Source organism: Sphingomonas sp. CBMAI 2297, assembly GCF_029870595.1.
Taxonomy (GTDB): Bacteria; Pseudomonadota; Alphaproteobacteria; order Sphingomonadales; family Sphingomonadaceae; genus Sphingomonas.
This window is the reverse complement of the sequence record NZ_JAPDIR010000003.1, coordinates 283,347-308,960: the sequence shown is the minus strand read 5'-3', so window position 1 is coordinate 308,960 and position 25,614 is coordinate 283,347. Positions and strand designations below refer to the sequence as shown.

15 protein-coding genes are annotated in these 25,614 nt (G+C 68.4%); 9 read left to right on the top strand and 6 right to left on the bottom strand.

The window, feature by feature from the left end; all coding sequences use genetic code 11:
* The first annotated feature begins 160 nt into the window (after positions 1-160).
* The 3 genes from OMP43_RS06430 to OMP43_RS06420 all read left to right on the top strand — a co-directional run bounded on the left by OMP43_RS06430 (position 161) and on the right by OMP43_RS06420 (position 3,337).
* The gene (locus OMP43_RS06430; protein ID WP_280278904.1) at positions 161-976 is read left to right on the top strand and encodes a TorF family putative porin; all 816 of its coding nucleotides are present in this window, start codon (positions 161-163) and stop codon (positions 974-976) included.
* A gap of 157 nt (positions 977-1,133) precedes the next feature.
* Positions 1,134-2,669: a tryptophan 7-halogenase gene (locus tag OMP43_RS06425; RefSeq protein WP_280278903.1), complete on the top strand. Its 1,536-nt coding sequence runs from the start codon at positions 1,134-1,136 to the stop codon at positions 2,667-2,669.
* A complete protein-coding gene (locus OMP43_RS06420) occupies positions 2,666-3,337 on the top strand; it encodes a DUF6445 family protein (protein ID WP_280278902.1) in 672 nt (223 codons plus the stop codon). Before OMP43_RS06425 ends, OMP43_RS06420 begins: the two co-directional genes overlap by 4 nt.
* Positions 3,338-3,515: 178 nt before the next feature.
* Here the strand turns inward: OMP43_RS06420 and OMP43_RS06415 are convergent, their stop codons facing one another.
* A complete protein-coding gene (locus OMP43_RS06415; RefSeq protein WP_280278901.1) occupies positions 3,516-5,591 on the bottom strand; it encodes a hypothetical protein in 2,076 nt (691 codons plus the stop codon).
* Between the two features lie 86 nt (positions 5,592-5,677).
* Positions 5,678-8,251 (bottom strand): TonB-dependent receptor, encoded by a 2,574-nt coding sequence (locus tag OMP43_RS06410; protein ID WP_280278900.1) that lies wholly within the window; start codon positions 8,249-8,251, stop codon positions 5,678-5,680.
* 215 nt (positions 8,252-8,466) lie between these two features.
* On the opposite strand from OMP43_RS06410, the gene OMP43_RS06405 reads away from it, so the two are divergent.
* Positions 8,467-10,728 (top strand): glycoside hydrolase family 3 N-terminal domain-containing protein, encoded by a 2,262-nt coding sequence (locus OMP43_RS06405; RefSeq protein WP_280278899.1) that lies wholly within the window; start codon positions 8,467-8,469, stop codon positions 10,726-10,728.
* 69 nt (positions 10,729-10,797) lie between these two features.
* A complete protein-coding gene (locus OMP43_RS06400; RefSeq protein ID WP_280278898.1) occupies positions 10,798-12,036 on the top strand; it encodes an MFS transporter in 1,239 nt (412 codons plus the stop codon).
* A gap of 236 nt (positions 12,037-12,272) precedes the next feature.
* Here the strand turns inward: OMP43_RS06400 and pgmB are convergent, their stop codons facing one another.
* The 4 genes from pgmB to OMP43_RS06380 all read right to left on the bottom strand — a co-directional run bounded on the left by pgmB (position 12,273) and on the right by OMP43_RS06380 (position 17,428).
* Positions 12,273-12,914, bottom strand: a complete 642-nt coding sequence (gene pgmB / locus OMP43_RS06395; protein ID WP_280278897.1) for a beta-phosphoglucomutase — start codon at positions 12,912-12,914, stop codon at positions 12,273-12,275.
* Complete coding sequence (locus tag OMP43_RS06390; protein ID WP_280278896.1) at positions 12,911-15,133, bottom strand: glycosyl hydrolase family 65 protein; 2,223 nt, start codon at positions 15,131-15,133, stop codon at positions 12,911-12,913. Before OMP43_RS06390 ends, pgmB begins: the two co-directional genes overlap by 4 nt.
* 127 nt (positions 15,134-15,260) lie before the next feature.
* Positions 15,261-16,295, bottom strand: coding sequence for a LacI family DNA-binding transcriptional regulator (locus OMP43_RS06385; RefSeq protein WP_280278895.1), 1,035 nt, complete (start codon positions 16,293-16,295; stop codon positions 15,261-15,263).
* A 110-nt stretch (positions 16,296-16,405) separates the two neighbouring features.
* Entirely contained in the window at positions 16,406-17,428 is a 1,023-nt protein-coding gene (locus OMP43_RS06380; RefSeq protein ID WP_280278894.1) for a LacI family DNA-binding transcriptional regulator, read from the bottom strand.
* A 191-nt stretch (positions 17,429-17,619) separates the two neighbouring features.
* On the opposite strand from OMP43_RS06380, the gene OMP43_RS06375 reads away from it, so the two are divergent.
* From OMP43_RS06375 to OMP43_RS06360, 4 genes are all read left to right on the top strand, one after another.
* Positions 17,620-20,454: a TonB-dependent receptor gene (locus OMP43_RS06375; protein WP_280278893.1), complete on the top strand. Its 2,835-nt coding sequence runs from the start codon at positions 17,620-17,622 to the stop codon at positions 20,452-20,454.
* 57 nt (positions 20,455-20,511) lie between these two features.
* Complete coding sequence (locus tag OMP43_RS06370) at positions 20,512-22,017, top strand: tryptophan 7-halogenase (RefSeq protein ID WP_280278892.1); 1,506 nt, start codon at positions 20,512-20,514, stop codon at positions 22,015-22,017.
* Between the two features lie 170 nt (positions 22,018-22,187).
* Positions 22,188-23,993 carry an alpha-amylase family glycosyl hydrolase gene (locus OMP43_RS06365; RefSeq protein WP_280278891.1) on the top strand — a complete coding sequence of 602 codons (1,806 nt, stop codon included), beginning with the start codon at positions 22,188-22,190 and terminating at the stop codon, positions 23,991-23,993.
* A complete protein-coding gene (locus tag OMP43_RS06360; protein ID WP_280278890.1) occupies positions 23,990-25,609 on the top strand; it encodes an alpha-glucosidase in 1,620 nt (539 codons plus the stop codon). The genes OMP43_RS06365 and OMP43_RS06360 overlap by 4 nt, the downstream gene beginning before the upstream one ends.
* Positions 25,610-25,614 lie beyond the last annotated feature (5 nt).

Genomic DNA, 25,614 nt, shown 5'->3' with positions numbered 1-25,614 from the left:
CAGCAACATTTTCTCACAAAGGAGAAACCCGCCGGCCTGACTGGGCCGGCACTTTGAAAGTCGGAAAGCAGCGGCTCCCTTCCCACTACCCATCCCGGGATGAGAGGGTCGCGCTTTCCGACGCAGGCGGGAACATTCTCAAGCTAAGGGGAATGCCCGCATGAAACACTATCTGATCGCGGCCGTGCTTTGCTGCACGGCCGCACCGGCTTTGGCGCAGGAAGAAGCGCCGCCCAAGCCGATCACCGTCTCCGGCAATGTCGCGCTCGTCTCCGACTATCGCTTTCGCGGCGTGTCGCAGAGCGACAAGGGCATGGCCATTCAGGGCGGCATCACCGTCTCCCATGAAAGCGGCCTCTATATCGGCACTTGGGGCTCGAGCCTTGCGGGTTGGGGCACCTTCGGCGGCGCGAACATGGAGCTCGACCTGATCGCCGGCTACAAGAAAGAGCTGAGCGACGGGCTGGCGGTCGATGTCGGCGTCACCTGGTACATGTACCCTTCGGGCGCGGACAAGACCGACTTCGCGGAGCCCTATGTGAAGCTCAGCAGCTCGATCGGGCCAGTCTCGATGCTGGCCGGGGTCGCCTATGCGCCGCGCCAGGAGGCGCTGGGCAATTGGAGCAACACCCCGCGGAGCCGCCCCGGCGACAAGCAGGACAATCTTTATCTATGGGCCGACGCCAGCACCGGCGTTCCCGGCACCCCGATCACGCTCAAGGCGCATCTCGGCGGCTCGCGCGGCAATCCGGGCCTGGGGCCGAACGGCACCAGCGTGGCGCCCACCGGCAGGTATCTCGACTGGTCGCTCGGCGCCGATGCGGTCGTGGGGCCGCTCACGCTCGGCATCGCCTATGTCGACACCAATATCAGCAAGGCCGATACGGCCTATATCCAGCCCAATTTCTCGCGCGTGAAGGACGGCAGCTCGATCGCGGACGGCGCGGTGATCTTCTCGGTCAGCGCGGCCTTCTGAGGCAGGAATAGATCCACGGGAGAGGATCATTTCACCGGAGCGGCGGGGCCCGCTCCGGTGATCCGCCCGGAATGCGGGCGGATCCGGGAAGGAAATGCATTTCAAGGACGGGCGCGGCGCGCTAATCCCGGGCTTCACCAGCATGAGAAGCCTCCCGATGACCGCATCCACCGACACGAATTCCCCCATGGCCCGGGATCCGCGGCGCGTGCGTTCGGTCGTCATTCTGGGCGGCGGAACGGCGGGGTGGATGACCGCCGCCGCATTGTCGCGCCAGTTCGGGCGGGCGCTGCGGATCACGCTGCTCGAATCCGAGGAGATCGGCACCGTCGGCGTGGGCGAGGCGACGATCCCGACGATCCACTGGTTCAACGAACTGATCGGGCTCGACGAGGCCGCCTTCCTCAGCGAGACCAAGGCGAGCTTCAAGCTGGGCATCGAGTTCGTCGACTGGGTGCGCCCCGGCCATCGCTATTTCCATCCGTTCGGCGAATATGGCGTGCGCTTCCCCGGCGTGGCGTTCCACCATCGCTGGATGAAGGCGCGGGCCGAGGGCGTGGACCTGCCGCTCTCCGCCTTTTCGCTGGCGACCGAGCTGGCCAGGCAGGGGCGCTTCGCCATGCCGACGGGCGATGCGCGCTCGATCCTGTCGACGCTCGGCTATGCCTATCATTTCGACGCGAGCCTCTATGCGAAGCATTTGCGCGGGCTCGCCGAGGCGGCCGGAGTCACGCGCGTCGAAGGCCGGTTGCAGGATGTCGAGCGCGACGCCGAAAGCGGCCTGATCACCGCGCTCACCACCCAGCGCGGCGAGCGGATCGAAGGAGAGCTGTTCATCGACTGCTCGGGGTTCCGCGCGCTGCTGATCGACGGCACGATGGGCGGCGGGTTCGAGGATTGGTCGCACTGGCTGCCCTGCGACCGCGCCGTGGCGGTGCCCTGCGCGCGGACCGAGCATACCACGCCGTTCACGCGCTCCACCGCACGCCCGGCGGGCTGGCAATGGCGCATTCCGCTCCAGCACCGGATCGGCAACGGCCATGTCTTTTCCAGCCGCTTCATGGGGGAGGACGAGGCGACCGCGATGCTGCTCGCCAATCTCGACGGCGAGGCGCTGGCCGAGCCGCGCACCCTGCGCTTCACGGCGGGCACGCGGCGCGAGGCGTGGATCGGCAATGTCGTGGCGATCGGGCTTTCCTCGGGCTTCCTGGAGCCGCTGGAATCGACCAGCATCCACCTGATCCAGAGCGGCATCGCCAAGCTGCTGACGCTGTTCCCCGATCGCGACATGGATCCGATGCTGGCCGCGCGGTACAATGCGCTGCTCAATGCCGACATGGACAATATCAAGGACTTCCTGATCCTGCACTATCATGCCAATCCCGGGCGGAGCGACCCGTTCTGGGTCGAGCGGCGCGAGATGGCGCTGCCCGAGACCTTGGTGGCGCGCGAGGAGCAGTATCGCCGCTCGGGCCGGCTGATGCTGGGTCCCGAGGAGCTGTTCCGCGACGCGAGCTGGCTGGCCGTGCTCAACGGGCAGGAGATCGTGGCGGAGGACTATAATCCGCTCGCCGACGTGCTGGACAGTGCCGCCAACAGCACGCAGGTCCGCCAGGTCGCCGAAGTGATCCAGCGCGCCGCGCCGACGCTGCCGCTGCACGATGCCGCGCTGGCGGCGGCGATGGGCGGGTGACGAAGCCGGACATCGTCGCCCGGCGGATCGGCGGCGAGGGCCAGCCGATCGCGATCGTCGACGGCTTTCATCCCGATCCGGATTCGCTGCGGGCGGCGGCACTGGCGGCGAAGTTCGAGCCCGGCCGGCATCATTATCCGGGCATCCGCGCGGCCCTGCCGGTCGACTACTTCGCCAAGGTGCGGCCCGCGCTGGTGCCGGTGCTGCGCGAAGTGTTCGGGGTTTCTGGCGTGGACCTGCTCGATGCCAGCTTCTCGATCGTGACGACGCCGCCGGGCGAACTCGGCGTCGAACAGCGCCTGCCGCATGTCGATGCCGTGCAGCCCGGCCGGATCGCGCTGGTCCATTATCTCGCGCCGACAGGCGGCGACGGCACCGGCTTCTTCCGCCACCGCGCGACCGGCTTCGAGACGATCGATGCGGCGCGTTCGGCGGGCTATCTCGCCACGCTCAATGCCGAGCTGCGCGCCGACGCGCCGGCTGCGGCCTATCCTTTCGGCGATACGAGCCTGTTCGAGCGGATCGCGCACGTCGAGGCGCGGTACAATCGCGCGGTGATCTATCGCAGCGCGCTGCTCCACAGCGGGGCGATCGCGGCCGATGCGGTGCTCGATCCCGATCCGGCGACCGGGCGGCTCACGGCGACGGCGTTTCTGTCCGCGGGTTGACCTCGTGATCGGCATCACCGCGAAGGTGGGGGCCAGGACAACAGAGCGATGTCCTGCGTGACTCTGGATCCCCCGCCTGCGCGGGGATGACGGGCGGGGGAAGGGCGCTCCCTCAAAAAAACGCCCGCCACCCCGGGGAGGGATGGCGGGCCGAGGTGGGGTGTTGGGTTGGCTCAGCTCAGCGCTTCTTCTTCGCCGGTGCCGCCTTGGGCGGCTGGACCGCGAGATAGACGGTGCTCCAGAGCTGCGCGGCGTTGGATTCGTCGACGTCCGCCTTGCCGGCGCCGAAGGCGACGACCTTGTAGCGGCCATTCTCGAACGCCCAGGACCAGAGCTCCGAGCTCTGCGTCGCCCGGGTCGCCTGGATCGCGCGCCACAGCTTGGCCTGCGCATCCTTCAGCACCGCGCGGGTAGCGGCGGGCAGGTCGGTGCGGGCGAGCTGGCGCTCCAGGCCGGCGGCGAACAGCGCCTGCTGCCATGACCAGACCACCGCGCCATGATAGGCGGCCGGCGTGAAGCGGTCCTGTACTTCGGTGCTGGCCAGCGCCGGATTGGCCACGAGCAGCCCGATATCGGTCATCAGCCCGGCCGGGAAGGGCCGTGCCAGCGCGCCGACATAGGCCTGGAGATCGGCCGGATCGGGATGGCCGAACAGCAGCGCGAAGCCTTCGTCCGAATTGATGATCGGCACCGGCTTGCCATCATCGTCGAGCGCGATCGCATGGTAGCGCAGCGCCTGCCCCTTGAGCGCGGCGAGCGCCGGGGCGGCGGGCACGCCGACACGGGCGGCATAGTCGCGAACCTGGGCCGCGGCCTCGGCGGCGGGGGTCTCCACGGCGAATAGGCCCGGCGCCTTGCCGCGCCAGGTCGCGGCCATGGCATGGGCATGTTCGAGCGCGGCGCGGTCGTCCGGGGTCAGGAAGCGGTCGAGCAGCCCGGCACGGAGCAGCTTGTCGGCCGCTTCGAGCGCGGCGGGGACGAGGATGGCGTTGACGTCATAGGGATAGCGGCCCCGGCCGAGCCCTTCCTCGCTGTCGCGCCATTCGCCGGTCAGGCGACCGGCCCTGACCGCGACGAGCTTGTTCCAGCTCGGATCCTTCGCGAAAGGCGCGGCGTGCTCGAGCACGAAGCGCAGGTTGCGGACCAGCAGCGCACCGGCGGGCTGGGCGGTGCCCGGATGCGCGACGCTCGGCACGTCACGCGCCAGGAAGGCGCCGGCGGCGGCGCGATTGGCCGGGGCGAGCAGATATTCGGCGGCGACCGGCGCGAGCATATAGTCGTCGTCGATCATCGCGTAATCGAGCGTCGGCGTGTCGCCGCCCGGCTGCCCATGGTGCTGATGGTCGACCAGCGCGAATTCGGAGAGCCCCTCCTCGTGCGCGACATCGCCCTTGTCGTCGAGGCGGGCGAGCACCGCGCCGAGCCCGGCCTCGACTGCCGGGCCCTTGAGCGCCGGCATCAGCAACCGGACCGACATCAGCGTGTCGCGGCCGAAATAGGTATCGAAGCGCCACGAGCCGGCGAGGAACTTCTCGCGGTAGCTGAGGAAGGCGAGGGCATTGCGCGCGGCGGGATCGGCGGCGGCCTTGGCATTGAGCAGCTCGGCCTTGCTCAGGCCGGTCAGCGGCGTATCGCCGGTCGCGGCGACGATGCGCAGGCGGATGCGGCCATCGGCACCGGCGACGATCGCGCCATTCTTGATCCGGCCGCCCAGCACCTGGATCTCCAGGCTGTAGCCCGGCGCGCCATCGACGCGGTCACGGGCGTAGAGGATGCGGTTGCCCTCGACGCGCATCGGCGCGGCCACTTCGGCGGGGAAGCGGCTGACCGACTGATAGTCGCGCAGGAAGCGGACATTGGAGAGCACTGCCTGTTTGGGAGCGAGGCGGGCGGCATCGATCGTCGCGATGCTCTCGATGCCGTGGAGCGGGCGACCCTTGGCATCGGCGAAGGTGACCGGGCGCGGCGCCTGCTCGAGCCGCCAGGTGGCGGGACGGGCTACAGGCTCGAACCACAGGCCGACGCCGCTGTTGCCGGCGGGGAAGGCGACGAGGATGCGCGGATCGCTGCCGTTGCGCAGCAGCAGGTGCGCCGCGACCTTGCCGTCCCGCACAAAGGCATTGAGATTCTGCCCCTCGGTCAGGCTATAGGCCAGCTCGGGTGCCTTGCCCCCGCGCTGCTGCGCCATGGCCGTTTTGCTCGCGCCCGCAAGCAGCAGCCCGCCCACCAGCATCAATCGCATCGAACCTCGCATCCGCTTCCTCCTTTTTATTCCAGATACGGAAAGGCGCGGCGAACCTCTCAGTTGCCGCGCCCCCCTTTTGCGACCCTCGCGGGTTATCAGAACTTGAACGTGATCGTGCCGCCATAGGTAGCGCCGACGATGCCGCGGGCGTAGAAATAGCCGTTGGTGATCGCCTGGGTCTGGCCCTGGCGCGGATTGCCCTCGGTGAGGCCGATGACGTTGAAGATGTTGTCGGCGTTCACGCTCAGCTGCAGCTGCTTGCTGAGGTTGAACGAGGCGCCGACGCTGGTCACGCCATAGCTCGGCAGCGCCACGCCGTTGCCGGCATCGGCATAGATCTTGCCGATATACTTGTAGCGGCCATAGATCTCACCGAGACCGTTCGGCAGCTTGTAGCTCGGCGTGATCGTGAACAGGCGCGCCGGGGTGCGCTCGGGGCGATTGCCCTCGAAGCCCGCCTGGTTGGCGCCGTTGATCGCCAGATTCACCAGCTTCGGATCCTGGAACACGCCCTGGAAGTCGATCGAGAACGCATCGACCGGACGGACGTTCAGGTTGAGCTCGACGCCGTTGGTGCGCAGGTCGGCGTTGATGTTGCTCTGCACCGACGGGTTGATCGGATCGGCGAAATTGTAGTTCTGGTTGCGGAAGTTGGTGCGGAACACCGTCGCCGAGGCCGAGATCAGGCGACCATGCTGGTAGCGCACGCCGGCTTCGTACAGCTCGATCCCGGTGATGGGATCGACGTTGTTCATCTGGAAGCCATTGGCGTAGCGGGCATAGATCGAGAAGTTCGGCGTGATCAGATAGTTCGCGCCGACGGTGTAGGCCACCGCCTTCTTGTTCGCCTTGCGCACCGAATAGGTGCCGTCCCAGGTCGAGCCGACCGTGGTGAGCACGCCGGCGGTGCCGGCCGGGACGAGCTGCTCGAACGAATTTCCCGGAGTCCGGATGATGCGCGCGGCGGCATTGGCGGCGGTCGGCGTATTGCCGTCCCACGCCGTGGCGCTGTCATGCTCCCAGCGCACGCCCGCGTCGACGTGCAGGTCGCCGATCGAGAACTCGTCGTTCACATAGAGCGACAGGCTCGAATCCTTGCGGCTGCGGATGCCCGCGCCCCAATCGCCATAGGAGACCAGGCCGTTGTCCGACAGCGTGCCGATGACCTGGTTGCTCGCATTGAGCGCGACGATGTCGTAGATGTCGCTGTTGGTGCGCACGTCGTTGACCACGCTGGCGGTCGCCGACTGATCCTGGTTGCGCTTGGTGTTGTAGTACATCACGCCCGCGGTCAGCGAGTTCTTGAAGCTGCCGCTCTCGAAGCTCCAGCGGCCGCCGACGTTCATGCCGAAGTCATAGGCGTCGATCGCGTCGTGGTTGAGCGTGGTGCGCTGCAGGAAGCCGTTGCCGTTGAGGGCGTTGAGCACGTCCGTCTGGTTCGAGCCGATCACCTGGCCGGTGCGCAGGTTCTTGATGCCGAAGCGCGCGGTGGCCGGGAAGGCGGCCTGGCCGAGCGTCAGCAGGCTGTTGATCGGCGAGTTGTTACCCGGGGTCAGATAGTTGACCGCGCTGGTCAGGCCGGCATTGCCGGTGCCCGAGCCCGGGAACAGGCCGTTGAAATCGTACGAATAGTCCAGATAGCGGCCATGGCCGAACAGGGTGAACGAATCGCTGACCGGCTTCTCGAAGTCGAGGCGCGCCTGCCAGGTCTTGGCGACCACGCCGTCGCGATACTTGAAGTCGCGATAGCCGCTCGAATGCGCGAAGGTCGAGACCGGCACGGCGATGTTCGCGAAGGCGTCGCCGCCGACATTGCCGAACTGGGTGTCGAGGCTGGTGATGCTCGTCGGCTTGCCGTTCTGGAAGCGATAGGGCTGGTCGGCGTAGTAGGCGTTCTCCACGTGGCCGCCCTTGCCCGACAGGCGGATATAGCCGCCGTCGTCGAACTTGTACTCGAGCGAGCCCTTCAGGCGCCAGCCCTGATAGTCGAACGGGTTCTTGCGGACGCCCGGGCTCGACTGGAAATAGCCGCCGACGTTGAACGCGAGCTTGTCGGTGATCGGCTGCGAATAATAGAAATCGCCGCGCTTCAGGCCGTAATTATAGGCAGTGAAGCGGGCGATGCCCTCCGCCTTCTCGTGGTTCGGGTTCTTCGAGACGAAGTTGATCGTCGCGCCCGCGCCGTTGACGGTGAGCACGCCCGACGAGCCGCCCTTGACCGCTTCGAGGCGATCGATGGTCAGGTCCTGGTCGAAGAAGAAGTCGGCGCCGCCGCCGCCATAGAGGATCGGCATGCCGTCCTCCTCAAGCTGGACGAAGCGCTGGCCGCCGCCCTGCAGGCCGCGGACCGAATAGTTGTTCGAGATCTGGCCGGCGGTCGCCTCGACGAAGATGCCCGGGACCATCTCGAGCAGGTCGGCGGTCGAGCGCGGGGCCTTCTGGTCGATCAGCTCGCGATTGGCGAGCGTGATGTCGGCCGAGGCGGTGATCAGCGGACGATTCGGCGTGGTCTGGCCGGTGACGATGATCTGGCCCTCGTCGGCGGCATCGTCCTGCGCGGCCGGCGCGGCCGCGTTGGTGGCCGCGGTCTGGGCCTGGGCGGCGAGCGGCAGCATGGCTGCGCTGGCCAACAGCGCAGCGCGAACGCCGGCGCGAACGGAAAGCAACATATATCCTCCCCAACCGAGTTTATCGCCGGACTGTCCGGCGGTTGATCCCGCCCGACTAATCGCGGCCGCAGGATAATGAAATCGTTTTCTGCAACTGTCACGCGGAATTTGCCAACCAGTGGTGCACTGGGGCAACACGTCCAGATTCCAACGGTTTTCGCCTGCTCCCTGGTGGGGCCGCGGGTGTGGGAGAGCGGATTTTGAGGCAGGGAAGGATGGCGCGCGACGCCGGAACGCGAATCGGCCGCCGTGCCTTGCTCGCCGGATCGGCCCAGGTGGCGCTGCTCGGCATGCTGCCGGTCGCGGCGCGGGCCGCGTCCGCGCGGATCGACGATCTGGTCGCGCGGATGACGATCGCGGAGAAGGCGGGCCAGCTCAGCTGCTTCAACGACGAGATCCGGCCGGTGGGGGCGGTGTTCAACCCTGTGGTCGACCCGCGCGGCGCCGATGCGCTGCTCGCCGATATCCGCGCCGGCCGGGTGGGGATGCTGTTCAACGGTTATGGCGTGGCCGGCGCGCGGCGGGCGCAGCAGGCGGCGCTGCGGAGCCGGCTCGGCATTCCGCTGCTCTTCGCCGCCGACGTGATCCATGGCTGCCGCACCATCTTCCCGATCCCGCTGGCAGAAGCGGCGGCGTTCGATCCCGAACTCTCCGAGCGCGCCGCCCGGGCGGTGGCCGAAGAGGCGAGCGCCGGCGGCCTGCACTGGACCTTCGCGCCGGTGGTCGATGTGGCGCGGGACCAGCGCTGGGGCCGCGTGGCCGAAGGCGCGGGCGAGGACGTGCTGCTCAACCGCCAGCTCGCCGTGGCGCGGGTGCGCGGGCTCCAGGGCCCCGATCTGCGGCGGCCGGACAGCCTGCTCGCCACGCCCAAGCATTTCGCCGGCTATTCGGCGGTGCGCGGCGGCATGGAATATGCCGCGGTCGACATGAGCGTGGCCGAGCTGCGCGAAACCTATCTGCCGCCCTTCGCCGCCGGCTTCGGCGCGGGCGCGCTGGCGACGATCGCTTCGTTCACGGATTTCAACGGCGTTCCGGCGACGGCCAATCGCTGGCTGCTCACCGACATATTGCGCGGCGAGCTGGGCTTTGGCGGCGTCTGCGTCTCCGACTATGACGCCGATCGCGAGCTGATCGCGCATGGCGTGGCCGCCGACGAGGCCGATGCGGCGCGGCTGGCGATCCTCGCGGGCGTCGATGTCTCGATGCAGAGCGGGCTCTACAACAAGCATTTGCCGGCGCTGGTCGCGAGCGGCCGGGTGCCGATGGCGCGGGTGGACGAGGCGGTCCGGCGCGTGCTGGCGCTGAAGGAGGCGCTGGGGCTGTTCGACGACCCCTTCCGCTCGCTCGACGCCGCGGCCGAGCGGAAGCGGACCGCCACGCCCGCGATCAAGGCGCTGGCCCGCGAGGTGGCGACCCGCTCGGTCGTGCTGCTGCGGAACCGGGGCGATCTGCTGCCGCTGCCGCGCGCGGGCAGGCGGGTGGCGCTGATCGGCCCGTTCGGGGCGGACCGGGCGAACCTCAACGGCCCCTGGTCCTTCGCTGGCGATGCGCAGCATGGCATCGACCTTGCCACCGGCATCCGCGCGCTGCTGGCCGATCCCGACGCGCTGGCGGTGGAGGCGGGGAGCGGCATCCACGAGCCGCTCGGCGGCGGCATCGCGCGGGCAGTGGCGGCGGCGAGGGCGGCCGATGTCGTGCTGCTCGCGATCGGCGAGGCGGGCGACATGTCCGGCGAAGGCAATAGCCGCGTCGAGATCACCGTGCCGGCGGCGCAGCAGGCGCTGGCAGAGGCCGTGGCGGCGACCGGCACGCCGGTGGTGGTGCTGCTCCGCCATGGCCGTGCGCTGGCGCTGGAGGGGGCGGTGCGCGATGCGCCGGCCTTGCTCTGCACCTGGTTCCTCGGCGAGCAGACCGGCGCGGCCGTGGCCGATATCCTGTTCGGTTTGCGCGAGCCGACCGGGCGGCTGCCGGTGAGCTTCCCGCTGGCGACGGGGCAGCAGCCCTGGTCGTATGATCGGCGCGGCACCGGCCGCCCGGCGGCCGACGCCGATCCGATGGCGCCGGGCCGCAGCCATTGGCGCGATGCGCCCGATCGCGCGCTGTTCCCCTTCGGCAGCGGACAGGGCTATGCCCGCTTCGCGCTTGCCGATCTCCAGCTCTCCTCGCGGGTGGCGCGCGGCGAGGCGGTGCAGGTCCGCATTGCCGTCACCAACATCGGCGGCCGCCGCGGCGAGGCGTTCGTCCGCGCCGACATCCACGACCGAGTCGCCAGCCGCACGCGGCCGGTGCGCCAGATGAGGGCCCATGCCCGCGTCACGCTGGATCCGGGCGAGCGGCGCGTCGTGACGCTCGCCATTCCCCATGCCGAGCTCGCCCTGGTTGCCGCGGACGGGCAGTGGCGGATCGAACCGGGCGCGTTCGACCTGTGGGTCAATGCTGGCGGCGAGGAACTCCACAGCCAATTCGACGCGGTTTGACGCAGCCGTTGAAATGCATTGCATGATCTGCTTCGCTGCCGGGCGACAGAGAGACGGAGAGGATCACGAATGAAGCGCGCAGCCTGGGCGGTACCCGCCCTGATCACCAGCTACGCCCTGCTCGGGCTGCTGATGAACAGCGTCGGCACGGTGATTCTCCAGTCGATCGCGCATTACGGCGTCAGCAAGCCGCAGGCGGCGACGCTCGAGGCCTGCAAGGACCTGTCGGTGGTCGTCGCCTCCTTCCTGTTCGCCACCGCGCTGCCGCGCTTCGGCTTCCGGCGCGCGCAGATCGGCGTGATGCTCGCGGTTGCCGCCGGGGCGCTCGCCATCTCCTTCGCGAACAGTTTCTGGGCGATGCAGCTGTTCTTCGTGCTGGTCGGCCTGTGCTTCGGCATCGCCAAGGTGGCGACCTACAGCTCGATCGGCCTGGTCCGCCCCGATCCGGCGCGCCACGCCAGCCTGACCTCGCTGATCGAGGGCGTGTTCATGGTCGGCATCCTTGCCGGCATCTGGCTGTTCGGCTGGTTCATCGGCCAGGACATGACGGGGCAGGGCTGGCTTGGCGTCTACCGGGTGATCGCGGTGCTCGCGCTGGCGACGGCGGTGCTCTGGTGGTTCGCGGATCTCGACGAGAGCGCCGCAAAGGCCGCGCAAGGCGAGCCGGGCACCGGCTATCGCGACGCGCTGGCGCTGCTCGTGCTGCCCTCGACCATCGCCTTCCTGGCCGCGATCTTCCTCTATGTGCTGATCGAGCAGGGCGTCGGTACCTGGCTGCCGACCTTCAACAACCAGGTGCTGCATCTGCCCAGCGCGATGAGCGTGCAGGCGTCGAGCATCTTCATCGCCGCGCTGGCGGTGGGGCGGCTGAGCGCCAGCGGGCTGGTCGCGCGGCTCGGCTGGCTCAGGCTGCTGCTCGGCTGCCTCGCGCTGATCGCGGCGCTGGTGCTGCTGACGCTGCCGACCACCCAGGGGCTGCACCCCCGTGCGAACATGGGCTGGCTCGACGCGCCGGCCGCCGCGTACATCTTCCCGCTGATCGGCATGTTCATGGCGCCGATCTACCCGATCGTTTCCTCGGTGGTGCTGAGCGCGCTGCCGCGGGAGCGGCATGCGGCGATGGTGGGGCTGATGGTGATCTTCTCGGCGCTGGGCGGCACCATCGGTTCGTTCATCACCGGCTTCACCTTCGATCGCTTCTCGGGCCAGACGGCGTTCTACCTGGTGCTGGTGCCGCTGGTGCTGATCGCGCTGGCGCTGGTGCGACTGGAGCGGCTGACGCGGAAACCTTCCAACGGCACGGCCTGAGTCGGGGCCCGGAAGGTCGCGAGAGTCACGACGTCGCGCGGATTTCATGGAGCGAAAACCGTGACTTTCGCAACATGCTTGCGCATCGGCGATCCTATATTTCCAACATGCAAAGAGCGGTCTGACGACGGCCAAGCCCAGCAGTTCGAATCCTACATCGCAAGGCATTCGTCATCCCCGCGAAGGGCGTCGCTCCGCTGCCCGAGGCGGATGGCGAACCAGGAAATGCAACCGGCCTAGAAGACGTACTCGGCCAAATCGAAATCGGCGATCGCCGGGATGATCCAGTCGGCTTCCGGGAGCGCGGCGCGATCGCCGACGCCCAGTGCCTTCATCCCCGCGGCATGGATCGCCACGACGCCCGCCGGGGCATCCTCGACGCCCAGCATCTCGGCGGGCGCGACGGCAAGCGCACGGGCGGCGGCAAGGAAGATGTCGGGCGCGGGCTTGCCGGCGGCGAGGCTGGCGGGATCGATCACCGCGTCGAACAGCTCCGCCACTTCCATCCGCGCGATCAGCAGCGGCGCGTTGCGGCTGGCCGAGGCGAGCGCGATGCCCAGCCCGGCGGCGCGGCACTGCGCGAGCGCCGCGCGGGCGCCGGGGAACAGGTCGCCGGGGCCGAAATGCGCGATCTCCTCGAGATACCAGTCGTTCTTCCGCGCGGCGAGGCGCTGGCGCTCGGCCATGTCATGGCCCGGCCGGTCGCCGAGGATCAGCGCCAGGCTGCCCATCCGGTCGACGCCCTTCAGCGCCTCGTTTGCTTCCTCGTCGAACGGAATGCCGAGGCTGTCGGCAAGCTTCTTCCAGGCGCGATAATGCGCGCGCGCCGTGTCGGTCAGCACCCCGTCCAGGTCGAAGGCGACGCCCTTCAGGGTCATGCGGCCAGCGCTCCGGTCCAGCTCTCGCCGGGGGCGAGGCGGATCTCGCCGTCATGGTGCCCGATGGTGATCGCGGGGCCCGAGACGGCGCGATAGGTGATCTGGTCGCCCGCCACCTCGACGCGCACCAGCGTGCCGCGCCAGACCAGGCCGAAGCCATAGCCCTGCCAGGCTACGGGGCGAGTGGGGCGGAAGCGCAGCGCCGGCCCATGGGGGCGGAAGCCCGCAAAGCCCCAGACCAGCGCCAGCCAGGAGCCCGCCAGCGCCGCCATATGGACGCCGTGCCCGGTATTGCCGTGGCGATCGTCGATATCGACCAGGCTGGTCTCCGCGAAGAAGCGCAGCGCTAGTGCCTCGTGCCCGACCTCGCTCGCCAGGATCGCGAAGGTGGAGGCGGAGAGCGTGGAATCATGCGTGGTGATCGGCTCGTAATGGTCGAACACGCGGCGCTTGCGCTCCGCCGAGACCTCCTCGCCGCCCAGCACCATGGCGAGCACCAGATCGGCCTGTTTCGAGACCTGGTGCCGGTAGAGCGTCATCGGGTGATAATGGAGCAGCAGCGGGAATTCGGACGCAGGCGTGCCGGCCAGGTCCCAGCGGGGCTTGTCGAGGAAGCTCGCATCCTGCGCGTCGAGCTCGCGCGCCGCGTCCCAGGGCAGGTGCAGCGCATCGGCGACGCGGCCGAACTCGGCGAGCTCGTCCGCGTCCAACGCCATGTCGGCGGCCAGGCCGGCCCAGGTCTCGGGCGCCAGCGCGGCGACGCGCGCGGCGGCGGAGGCGGCGAGGCGCAGATGCTTCTGCGCCATGCGGTTGGTGTACCAGTTATCGTCGACCAGCGCGGTATATTCGTCCGGGCCGGTGACGCCGCGCAGATGGAACCGCCCATCCGCCCAATCGCCCAGCGCCAGCCAGATCCGCGCGGTCTCGACCAGCATGCGCGCGCCGTGCTCGACCAGGAAGGCTTCGTCCCCGGTCGCATCGACATAAGCGCCGATCGCGAAGGCGATGGCCGAATTGATGTGATATTGCGCCGACCCGCTCGGATAATGGGCTGAGCATTCGCGGCCCTCGATCGTGCGCCAGGCATAGAGCGCGCCCTTGCGATGATCGAGCGCGCGGGCATTGGCGAAGGCGGCGTCGAGCGTGTGCGCCCGGTAGACGAGCATCGCCCGGGCAATGTCGGGCGCGAGCACCGAGAGCACCGGCAGCATGAATGCTTCGGTGTCCCAGAAATAATGGCCCTCATAGCCTTCGCCGGTCAGGCCCTTGGCCGCCGCGCTCGAACGGCCGTCGCGCCCCGCCGAAGCGAAGAGGTGGAAGAGGTTGGCGCGCAGGGTCGCGGCGAGGCGCGGCTCGCCGGCAATGGCGAGATCGGCGGCGGCCCAGAAGCGATCGAGCAGCGCATGCTGCGCGGCCGCGGCGGCTTCGAACCCGGCGGCGAGCGCGGTGTCGGCGAGCGCGGCGGCCCGTTCGGCCAGCGCGTCCGAGCCGTCGCGTCCGGTGGCGAAGCCAGTGGTCGCCAGCAGCCAGCCCGCGTCCTCGCGGGTGCGCTGCACGGCGGCGACGGCGATGCCGCTGCCGGGCAGGCGCTCGACGACGATATCCTCCGCCGCCTGCTCGGTCTCGAAGCCCCGCGAGGCGAGGTTCACGCCGATGCGCGGATCGTCCGACTGGGCGGCGCCATGAGGGGCCCGGGCGAGGCGGGGATGCAGCGTGACGCTGCCCGCGCCTTCGATTTCTGCCTGGAGCCGGCGGACCAGCAGCGTGCTGCCGTCGAGCGGCACGATCCGCTCGGTGCGGATGCGCAGCAGCCGTCCGTCGGGCAGGGACCAGCGCGTCTCGCGGCGGAGCATGCCCGCGCGCAGGTCGAGCGTGCGCCGAGTCGCCGAGCGCAGCGTCGTGAAATCGATTGCTTCTCCATCGATCCGCACCTCCATGCCCAGGGCTTCGGCAACGGGCACGCGCGAATCGGAGCGGGCGGCGAAGCCCTTGAGCTTTTCGTGATAATGGATCGGCGCCTGTTCATAGGCATGGGCCAGGAAGGTGGTGGCCTCGGCACGCTCCTCGATCGCCCCGCGCACGCCGATCGCGCCGTTGGAGAGCGCGAGAATCGTCGCTGCCCAGCCCTCACGGGCCGGGTCGTCGCCGATCACGTCCAGCGACCAGCCGTCCTCCGCGAAGAGCACTCCATCTTCCGCGCCGTTCAATGTCCGAGCCAACACCCGCTCCCCAACTCTTATGAAAAGTTGCGTTACAGGCTCTTTGATATCGTTTTCAAGAACAAAGGATCAGGGTTGTCGCGCGGCGTGGTTTCCGTTCCCTTTCCTTACGGCCTGAGCCGCCCGTTCAGGTATCGCGCACGACGATCTCGGTGGGCAGGGTGGTGGAACGGGCGCGGCCGCCATCGACCTGCTGCATCAGCTTCTCGACGAGCAGCGCGCCGGCCACGTCGGTCTTCTGGTTGATCGTGGTGATCGCCGGGCTGAAATGGGCGGCGGGCGGAATGTTGTTGTAGCCGACCAGCGCATAGTCGCGCGGCGCGACGAGGCCCCGCTCCCTGAACGCGCCGGTCACGGCCATGGCGGCGGTGTCCGAAAAGGCGAATACCGCGTCGGGCTGGCGGCCGGCGGCGAGATAGGCGGTGACGGTGTCGGCGGTGGCGTGGAACGCCATCGAGGCGATCGGCAGGAAATCGACGGTCACATCGGCCTGGTCCCTGGCGGCCGCGCACAGCCCCTCGTAGCGCAGCCGCAGCTCCTCGTGGCGGATGTCGCCGACGAACAGCCAGTGCTTGCGGCCTGCGCGCAGGAAATGGCGCCCGGCCAGCTCTCCGCCCAGGAAATTGTCGCTGCCGACCGAGCAATAGCCGGCATCGGGCGCAACGGCGCCCCAGACCACCAGCGGCACTTCGCTGCGGCCGAGCTCGCGCAGCATCGTGTCGCGGGTGCCCTGGCCGAGCACGATGAACCCGTCGGCGCCCCGCGCCTGGTAGAAGTCGCGAAAGGCGCGGACGTCCTCGAGCCCGGGCGGGGAGAGGAGGAGGTCCTGGTTGCGGATCGACAATGCTTCGGAGACGCCGGCGAGCAGTTCGAAGATGAAGGGATCGCCGATGGCGCCGTGCCGGTGCGAGCCGAAATCGAGCATCACCGCCACTGTGTTGGTGCGGGTATGCCGCAGCTTGGCGGCGTTGCGGTTGACGGCATAGCCATGCTGGCGCGCCACTTCCATCACCCGCTCGCGCGTTTCCTCGGTCACCAGCGGGCTGCCGTTGAGCACGCGCGACACGGTGGGCGTGGAAACCTGCGCCAGGCGCGCAATGTCCTGCATGGTGAGTCGGGCGCCCGTCTTGCCGGGCCGCTCCTTGGCGGTCTTCCTCGTCATCGCCCGCTTTATGGGCGCACAACCGCGCCGCAGTAAACCGCAAGCGGCCCATCCCGGTTCAGCTTATTCGCTCCCCTCCCTTGCAGGGAGGGAGAATGGGGCCGAACTCCTCAGCTTGTTCTGCGGACGATCAGCCGGGGCGGGAGCAGCCGCATCTCGGACGAATGGTTGCCGATCTCGCCGATCAGCGTGTCGACCAGCATCTCGCCCGCGGCATTGTAATCCTGCGCGACGGTGGTGAGCGGGGGATTGGTAAGGCTGGCGGCGGGGATGTCGTCGAAGCCGACCACCGATATGTCGCCGGGCACCGACTTGCCCGCTTCCTGCAGCGCCCGCAGCGCGCCCATCGCGATCAGGTCCGAAGCGGCGAAGATCGCGTCGAAGGGCACCCGGCCCGCGAGCAGCCGGCGCGCGGCCTCGAATCCCGATTCCTCGATCGACAGCGCGCCGGTCTGCAGGCGCGGATCGGGCTCGATCCCGGCTTCGAGCTGGATGTCGCAAAAGCCGTGATAGCGGTCGCGGAACTCGGGATAATGGCTGGTCGCCTCGCCGATAAAGGCCAGCCGGCGGCGGCCCTGGGCGAGGAGATGCGCGGCGGCGAGCCGCCCGCCGAGCATGTTGTCGCAGCCGATCGTGGTGCCCAGCCCGTCCAGCTCCACCGATCCCCAGCGCACGAAATGCGTGCCCTGGCGGACCAGGTCCTGCAGCCGGGCGCGGTACAGCTCGTAATCGCCATAGCCGAGCAGGATCAGCCCATCGGCCTTGCGCGCGTCCTCATAATCCTTGTGCCAGTTCGACGAGAGCTGCTGGAACGAGGTGAGCAGGTCGTAGCCGCGCTTGGCGCAGGTGCGCAGGATCGAGCCGAGCATCGCCAGGAAGAAGGGGTTGATCGCGGTGCCGTCGGGCAGCGGGTCCTCGAAGAAGAGCAGGGCGAGCGTGCTGCTCTGGCCGCGGCGCAGCGAGGACGCGTTCTTGTCGACCTTGTAGCCGAGCTGGGCCGCGATCGCCTCGATCCGCTTGCGCGTGCCTTCGTTCACGGTGGGATCGCCGCGCAGGGCACGGCTCACGGTCGGCTGCGAGACTCCCGCCAGTGCCGCGATGTCGAACGATGTCGGCTTGTCCGGCGAGGCCATGCCGCTCCCTGCTCCCCAGCCGCGCGAATTGTTGCGCGCTTGTTGCAACTAGCCTGACTGGGCCGGAAGCGGAAGCAGCGCTGAATACGTATGCGGTTGCCTTCACTTGTCGGCCGCATGCGGCGAATTGGGGGAGGCTTAGAAAAACCGTCGCCAGTGAAAGGCGGCGAGGACCTTTGGGGAGGAAGACGATGGCTCAGTCCAATCACGCCGAGATTCTGCGCGCCCGTTCGGCGCTTTCGCTGGGAACGAGCAGCCGCGCGCTCGGCGCCGCACTGCTGCTGCTGGGCGCGACCCCGGCCTTCGCCCAGGACGCCACGCCGGCACCGGCGCCCGCCGACCAGGCGGAGGAGGGCAACCTCATCGTCACCGGCATCCGCGCCTCGCTGACTTCCTCGGCGAACATCAAGCGCAACAACGTCACGATCGTCGATTCGGTCTCTTCGGAGGATATCGGCAAGCTGCCCGACGTCTCGATCGCCGACTCGCTGGCGCGCATCCCCGGCGTCACTGCCCAGCGGCTCGAGGGGCGCGACCAGCGCCTGTCGATCCGCGGCCTTGGCCCGGACTTCTCGACCACGCTGCTGAACGGCCGCGAGCAGGTCACCGTTGGCGACAATCGCGGCGTGGAATATGATCAATATCCGTCCGAATTCTTCAAGAACGTCAATGTCTACAAGTCGGCCGACGCCTCGCTGATCGCGGCGGGGATCTCGGGCACGGTCGACCTGCGCATGCTGCGCCCGCTCGACCAGAAGAAGGACACGTTCGTCGTCTCGCTGCGCGGCCAGATGAACGAGAAGGACAAGCTCAACCCCGACGGCACGCGCTATGGCTATAAGGCCTCTGCTACATATGTCGGCAAGTTCGCCGGCGACACGCTGGGCATCGCGCTGGGCGTCTCGGCGCAGAACACGCCGACCCAGATCGAGCGCTACGCCGCCTGGGGCTTCCCGAACGAGCCGCTCGCCGGCGGCAACCTGTTCCTCGGCGGCGCCAAGCCCTATGTCCAGTCGAACCTGCTGAAGCGCTATGGCGGAGTCGCCACCATCGAATGGGCGCCGAGCGAGAATTTCCACTCGACCTTCGACGCGCTCTATTCGAACTTCAAGGAAACCCAGCATCTGCGCGGCATCGAGTTCGGCGTGGCGCCGGCCTGGGGCTCGGGCGGCGTGATCGCGCCGGGCTATACGGTGCGCGACGGGCTGGTCACCGAAGCGACGATCAGCAACCTCGTCGCCGTCCAGCGCAACGACCTCAACGAGCGCAAGGCCGAGAATATCTCGCTGGGCTGGAACAACGACCTGAAGCTCAGCGACACGATCCACCTCAATGTGGACGCCAGCTGGAGCCGCGCCACCCGCACCGACTTCCTGCTCGAGACCTATTCGGGCACCGGCTATAATTCGAGCGGCGCCAAGGACACGATCAGGATCCGCCAGAACAGCGACGGCACCTATGACATCGTGCCGACGATCGACTATTCGAACACCGGCGTCATCCGCCTGACCGATCCGCGCGGCTGGGGTTATAACGGCACCACCGCGGTGGTGCAGGCCGGCTTCCTCAACCGGCCCGATTTCGTCGACGACCTCAAGGCGCTGCGTGCCAGCCTGAAGGGCGAGATCAGCGGCAGCGTGCTGAGCGCCTGGGAAGTGGGCGGCAATTTCAGCCGCCGCAAGAAGGAGAGCAACTACACCAGCTACTTCCTCTGCCCCAAGGGCGGCGGCACCAACTGCACCGTCGCCAGCGGCACGCCGACCAGCCTGGCGGTGCCGAACGACGTGCTGCTCGGCGAGACGGTGAGCCTCGACTATCTGGGCGTGCCCCGGATGCTGACCGTCGATCCGATGAAGGTCTATGGCCTGCTCAATTCGGTGTACGACAACCGGCCGGATTCGCTGGTGCGCGACAATGTCGTGAGCGAGGACGTGTGGACCGGCTATGCCAAGCTGACCGTGGACGGCACGGTGGGCGACAAGCCGCTCAAGGGCTCGCTCGGCCTGCAGGTGATCCGCACCAAGCAGCAATCGTCGGGCCAGATCGCGGCGCTGGTGGGCGGCGTCGTGACGATCTCGCAGGTGGCGGGCTCGGTCAGCTACACCAATTTCCTGCCTTCCGCCTCGTTCAGCCTCGAGCTGGAGCCAAGCTTCTACATCAAGCTCGGCGCCGCGCAGACCATGGTGCGCCCGCGCCTCGACCAGGAGCGCATCACCCAGGCAGTATCGATCGACCTCTCGAAGATCGGCCTGGGCGGCCAGCCGCAGAACAGCCCGTTCAGCTCGAACGGCGGCAATTATCGCCTGCGCCCCTATCAGTCGACCAACATCGACATCTCGTTCGAGAAGTATCTGGGCAATAGCGGCGGCTATCTGGCGCTGACCGGCTTCTTCAAGCACCTGACCGATTTCGTCGATCCGAACAATTCGGTGCTCTACGACTTCTCGCCGCTGCTTGCCGCGCTCACGCCGGCGCAGCGTGCCATCGTGGTCGCGCAGAACGCGCAGATCGGCCTGGTCAGCTCGCCCAAGAACACCGGACGCGGCGATATCCTGGGCGTGGAAGCCACCGCGTCGCTGCCCTTCACCGTGTTCAGCCAGGCGCTGGACGGCTTCGGCATCTTCGCCAGCGGCACCTATGTCGACAGCAAGATCCGCTACGCCAACAACGTCACGCCGATCACGCTGCCCGGCCAGTCGAAATGGGTCGCCACCGGTACCGCATATTTCGAGAAGAACGGCTTCCAGGCGCGTGCGACCTATCGCTGGCGCGACAGCTTCCTGGCGGAGCTGGCCGGCCTTTCCGCGAACCCGGAATATCGCCTGGGCCGTTCGGAAGGCGTGCTCGATGCGCAGATCGGCTATGAGTTCCGCAACGGCCCGCTGACCGGCCTCTCGATCCTCGCCCAGGCGAAGAACCTGACCGACCAGCCCTTCGTCACCTCGGAGGCTAGCGATCCCCGCCTGGTGCGCGAATATCAGCGTTACGGCCGCGACTATTATATCGGCATCACGTACAAGTTCTGACGCGTGGAAACGCGGCCCGGCCGTGGCGCCGGGCCGCCTGTTTATCGAGGGGCGGACGTGCAGAGTGAGCAGCCGATCCGGATCGTGATCGCCGGCGGCGGCACCGCGGGCTGGATGGCCGCGGCCGCGTTCGCCCGGTTCCTCGGTCCCCGTTTCCGGGTCGCCCTGGTCGAATCGGAGGAGATCGGCACGGTCGGGGTGGGCGAGGCGACGATCCCGCAGATCCGCCTGTTCAACGCCGGCCTGGGCATCGACGAGGACGCTTTCATGGCCGCCACCCAGGCGAGCTTCAAGCTCGGCATCGAGTTCGTCGGCTGGACGAAGGGCGGGCGCTACATGCACGCGTTCGGCGATGTCGGCCGCGCGAACGGGCTGCTCGCCTTCCAGCACAGCTGGCTGCGCGGCATGGCCGAGGGCGTCGCCCGGCCGCTTGGCGCCTATTCGCTCAACAATGTGGCGGCGCTGACGAACCGGGTGCAGCGCGGGCCCGCGCGCACGGCGAAGCTGCTGCCCGAAATGCCCTATGCCTTCCATTTCGACGCGGGCCTCTACGCCCGCTTCCTGCGCGGCCTGGCCGAGAGCGGCGGCGTCGAGCGCGTGGAGGGCCGGATCGTCGCGGTTGCGCGCGACGGCGAGAGCGGCGACGTCACCGCCCTGACGCTGGAGGGCGAGCGCGAAGTGGCGGGCGACCTGTTCCTGGATTGCACCGGCTTCCGCGCCCTGCTGATCGGCGAGACCCTGGGCGTGGGGTTCGAGGCGTGGAGCGACCTGCTCCCCTGCGATCGCGCCATGGCCGTGCCCTCCGCGCGCGCGCGGGACTTCACCCCCTATACCCGTGCCACCGCGCATGGCGCCGGCTGGCAATGGCGCATCCCGCTTCAGCACCGCACCGGCAACGGGCTGGTCTATGCGAGCGCGCATCTTTCGGACGACGAGGCGGCGGCGCGCCTGCTCGCCGGCCTGGACGAGCCCGCGCTCGCCGACCCCCGGCCGCTGCGCTTCGCGGCCGGCAAGCGCCGCGGCTTCTGGAAGCACAATGTGATCGCGCTCGGCCTCGCCAGCGGTTTCCTCGAGCCGCTCGAATCGACCAGCATCCACATGATCCAGTCGGCGATCGAGCGGATCCTGGACCTGCTTCCGGGCTGCCATGCCTCCCAGACGCAGCGCGACGAATATGATCGCCAGGCGCATCTCGAATATGACCGCGTCCGCGACTTCCTGGCGCTGCACTATTGGGCGAACGACCGGGACGAACCCTTCTGGGCCGAGCGGCGGGCGGCGGCGCTGCCCGCCGGTCTTTGCCACAAGATCGCGCTGTGGCGCGATGCGGGCAGGATCGTGCGCGGCGAGGCCGACCTGTTCAGCGAAGTCGCCTGGCTGCAGGTCCTGGCCGGGCAGGGGATCGCCGCGGCCGGCTACCACCCGCTCGCCGATGCGCCGCCGCGCGAGCACATCGCGGAGTATCTCGGATTGATCGAATTGCTGAACGCTCGCGAAGCCGGCCAGATGGCGGACCACGCGGCCTATGTGGCGCAGCATTGTTCGGGGGAGGCTGCGGCATGAAAGGCGCGTCGTCATCCCCGAAAACCCTATCGTCATCCCTGCGCAGGCGGGGATCCAGGGCCATTGGCGGAATGGGCGGGGCTCGCTTCGGCCTGTCCGGCGGCCGAGCGCTCGATAGCGCCGGTTGTTCCGCGCTACCCTGGATCCCCGCTTTCGCGGGAATGACGAAGATGTGGCGAGGGCTTGCCTGGGGCGTTGGCCTGGCTGCCGCCGTCATTGCCCCGCAGCCTGCCGCCGCCCAGGATTTCCGCGCCCGCCTGCCCCAGGACGAAGTGATCTATTTCGTCCTGCCCGATCGCTTCGCCAATGGCGATCCGGCCAATGATCGTGGCGGCCTGTCCGGCGATCGCGGCACCACCGGCTTCGATCCCGCCGACGCGCGCTATTATCATGGCGGCGACCTGAAGGGGCTCCGGGGGAAGCTCCCCTATCTCCAGGCGCTCGGCATCACCGCGATCTGGGTCGCGCCGATCTTCGTCAACAAACCCGTCCAGGGCCGACCGGGCCAGCAGAGCGCGGGCTATCACGGCTATTGGATCACCGATTTCGCCCATGTCGATCCGCATTTCGGCACCGATGCCGAGTTCAAGGCGCTGGTCGACGCCGCGCATGGGCGAGGCATGAAAGTCTATATGGACATCGTCGCCAACCATACGGCGGACGTGATCCAGTATCGCGAATGCGCCGGCGCCGATGCCTGCCCCTATCGCGGCCGCGCGGACTATCCCTATCAGCGCCGGGGCGGCGTGGACGGTGCGGCGATCAATCCGGGGTTCGCGGGCGATGCGATCGGCACGGCGGCGAATTTCGCGCGCCTGACCGATCCCGGCTATGCCTATACCCCCTTCGTTCCCGAAGCGGAGAAGGCGGCCAAGCATCCCGCCTGGCTCAACGATCCGATCTATTACCATAATCGCGGGGACTCGACCTTCGCCGGCGAGAGCTCGACGATGGGCGATTTCGTCGGGCTCGACGATCTGATGACCGAGAATCCGCGCGTGATCGCGGGCATGATCGACATCTATGGCAGCTGGATCGACCGGTTCGGCATCGACGGTTTCCGCATCGACACCGCTCGCCACGTGAACCCCGAATTCTGGCGGGCCTTTGTTCCTCCGATGCTGGCGCGGGCCCGGGCTCGGGGCATCCCCAATTTCCACATCTTCGGCGAAGTGGCGGACCCCGCCGCCCAGGCCGCGCACACGATCACCGCGAAGCTGCCCTCGGTGCTCGACTTCGCCTTCCGCCAGGCGCTGCTCGACAGCGTTGCCGGGACCAAGGGCACCGATGTGTTCGAGAAGCTGTTCGACGACGATGTGCTATATGCGCGCGGCTTCGACACGGCGATCGCGCTGCCGACGTTCAGCGGCAACCATGACAATGGTCGCTTCGCCTGGTTCGTCCGCAAGGCCTTTCCCCAGGCGAGCGAGGCGGAAGTTCTCCGGCGGGTACTGCTCTCCAACGCGCTGCTGCTCACACTGCGCGGCGTGCCGACCATCTATGCCGGCGACGAACAGGGCTTTGCCGGCGGCGCGAACGATGTCGATGCGCGCGAGGACCAGTTCGGCAGCAAGGTCGCGCAATATGCCGCGCGCAAGCTGGTTGGCACCGATGCGAGCATCGCCACGCCGCGCTTCGACGAGGCGCATCCGATCTTTCGCGCGATCGCCGGCCTGGCGCGCGTCCGCACCGCCACGCCGGCGCTCACTCGCGGACGGCAATTGCTGCGCGCCCGCGAGGACAAGCCGGGGCTGCTCGCCTTCTCGCGCTTCGATCCCGTCACCGGTGCCGAAGTGCTGCTCGCCTTCAACACCTCCACCGAGCCGCTGGCCCGTCAGGTCCAGGTCGAGACTCGCTCCCACCGCTTCCATCCGCTTGCCGGAAGCTGTGCCGCCACGGCCAGCGCGCCCGGCTCCCTTACCATCACCCTGCCGCCGCTCGGATATGCGGTGTGCGCGGCGGAGACGAAACAGTGAACCAGCTTGCCGCGAAAGCGGAAACCCGGAATGCGCAGCCATGGTGGCGGGGCGCGGCCATCTACCAGATCTATCCCCGCAGCTTCTTCGATTCGAATGGCGACGGCATCGGCGACCTGCCCGGCATCACCGCGCGGCTCGATCACATCGCCAGCCTGGGCGTCGACGCGATCTGGCTCTCGCCCTTCTTCAAGTCGCCCATGGCCGATTTCGGCTATGACGTGGCCGATTATCGCGACGTCGATCCGATCTTCGGCACGCTCGCCGATTTCGACGCGCTGATCGCCCGCGCCCATGCGCTGGGGCTGCGCGTGCTGATCGACCAGGTCTGGGCGCATACTTCGGACCAGCATGGCTGGTTCGTCGAGAGCCGGGCCAGCCGCGCCAATCCCAAGGCCGACTGGTATGTCTGGCACGATGCCAAGCCGGAAGGCTCGCCGCCCACCAACTGGCAGTCGGTCTTCGGCGGCCCGGCCTGGACCTGGGACGCGCGGCGCGGCCAATATTACATGCACAATTTCCTGAAGGAGCAGCCGCAGCTCAACTGCCATCATCCCGAAGTGCAGGCGGAACTGCTCGCGATCACGCGCTTCTGGCTGGATCGTGGCGTGGACGGCTTTCGCATCGATGCGATCAACTTCTCGATGCACGATCCCGAATTCCGCGACAATCCGCCGGCGCCCGACGACGGAACGCAGCGCACGCGCCCGTTCGATTTCCAGCTGCACATCTACAATCAGAGCCATGCCGACATCCCCGGCTTCCTCGAGCGGCTGCGCGGAGTGTTCGACGAATATCCCGATCGCTTCACCGTCGCCGAAGTGGGCGGCGCGGACGCGGACCGCGAGATGAAGCTGTTCACCGCGGGCGGCAACCGGCTCAACACCGCCTATGGCTTCGACTTCCTCTATGCCCCCCGCCTGAGCGCGGCGGGCGTGCGCGCGGCGCTGCAGAACTGGCCGGCCGGCGGCAGCTGGCCCAGCTGGGCGTTCGAGAACCACGACGCGCCGCGCGCGGTGTCGCGCTGGACTCGGCCGGAGGCGGCGGACGCGTTCGCGCGGATGAAGATGCTGCTGCTCGCGGCGCTGCGCGGCAACATCTTCCTCTATTATGGCGAGGAGCTGGGGCTCGACCAGGTCGAGATTCCGTTCGAGGCGCTGCAGGATCCCGAGGCGATCGCCAACTGGCCGCGCACCTTGTCGCGCGACGGCGCACGCACGCCGATGCCCTGGTCGGCGACCGCGCCCGAGCTCGGCTTCACCAGCGGCAAGCCCTGGCTGCCGCTCGGCCCCAACCATGCCGCGCTGGCGGTGGACGTGCAGGATGCCGATCCGGCTTCGCTGCTCGCCTGGACGCGCCGGGTGCTGGCGCTGCGCGGCGCCTCGCCCGCGCTCCGCACCGGCGACATCGCCTTTCTCGACGCGCCGGGCGAGCTGCTCGCGTTCGAGCGCGAGGCGGAGGGCGAGCGCCTGCTCTGCCTGTTCAACCTGGGCGATGCCGCGCAGCGCTGGGCGCCGGCGAACCCGTCTCATTGGCGCCCGCTGCTCGCGACCGGCACTGTCGGCGACTGGACTTTCGCATCCCATTCCGGGCTGATCGCCCGCTACGAAGCCTGAGGAGA

Excerpts from the sequence above, each read along its gene's own strand:
- OMP43_RS06415 (WP_280278901.1), bottom strand. The coding sequence starts at position 5,591 with ATGCGAGGTTCGATGCGATTGATGCTGGTGGGCGGGCTGCTGCTTGCG.
- OMP43_RS06380 (WP_280278894.1), bottom strand. The coding sequence starts at position 17,428 with ATGGCCTCGCCGGACAAGCCGACATCGTTCGACATCGCGGCACTGGCG.
- OMP43_RS06405 (WP_280278899.1), top strand. The coding sequence starts at position 8,467 with ATGGCGCGCGACGCCGGAACGCGAATCGGCCGCCGTGCCTTGCTCGCC.
- OMP43_RS06410 (WP_280278900.1), bottom strand. The coding sequence starts at position 8,251 with ATGTTGCTTTCCGTTCGCGCCGGCGTTCGCGCTGCGCTGTTGGCCAGC.
- OMP43_RS06425 (WP_280278903.1), top strand. The coding sequence starts at position 1,134 with ATGACCGCATCCACCGACACGAATTCCCCCATGGCCCGGGATCCGCGG.
- OMP43_RS06375 (WP_280278893.1), top strand. The coding sequence starts at position 17,620 with ATGGCTCAGTCCAATCACGCCGAGATTCTGCGCGCCCGTTCGGCGCTT.
- OMP43_RS06365 (WP_280278891.1), top strand. The coding sequence starts at position 22,188 with ATGTGGCGAGGGCTTGCCTGGGGCGTTGGCCTGGCTGCCGCCGTCATT.
- pgmB (WP_280278897.1), bottom strand. The coding sequence starts at position 12,914 with ATGACCCTGAAGGGCGTCGCCTTCGACCTGGACGGGGTGCTGACCGAC.
- OMP43_RS06385 (WP_280278895.1), bottom strand. The coding sequence starts at position 16,295 with ATGACGAGGAAGACCGCCAAGGAGCGGCCCGGCAAGACGGGCGCCCGA.
- OMP43_RS06430 (WP_280278904.1), top strand. The coding sequence starts at position 161 with ATGAAACACTATCTGATCGCGGCCGTGCTTTGCTGCACGGCCGCACCG.
- OMP43_RS06400 (WP_280278898.1), top strand. The coding sequence starts at position 10,798 with ATGAAGCGCGCAGCCTGGGCGGTACCCGCCCTGATCACCAGCTACGCC.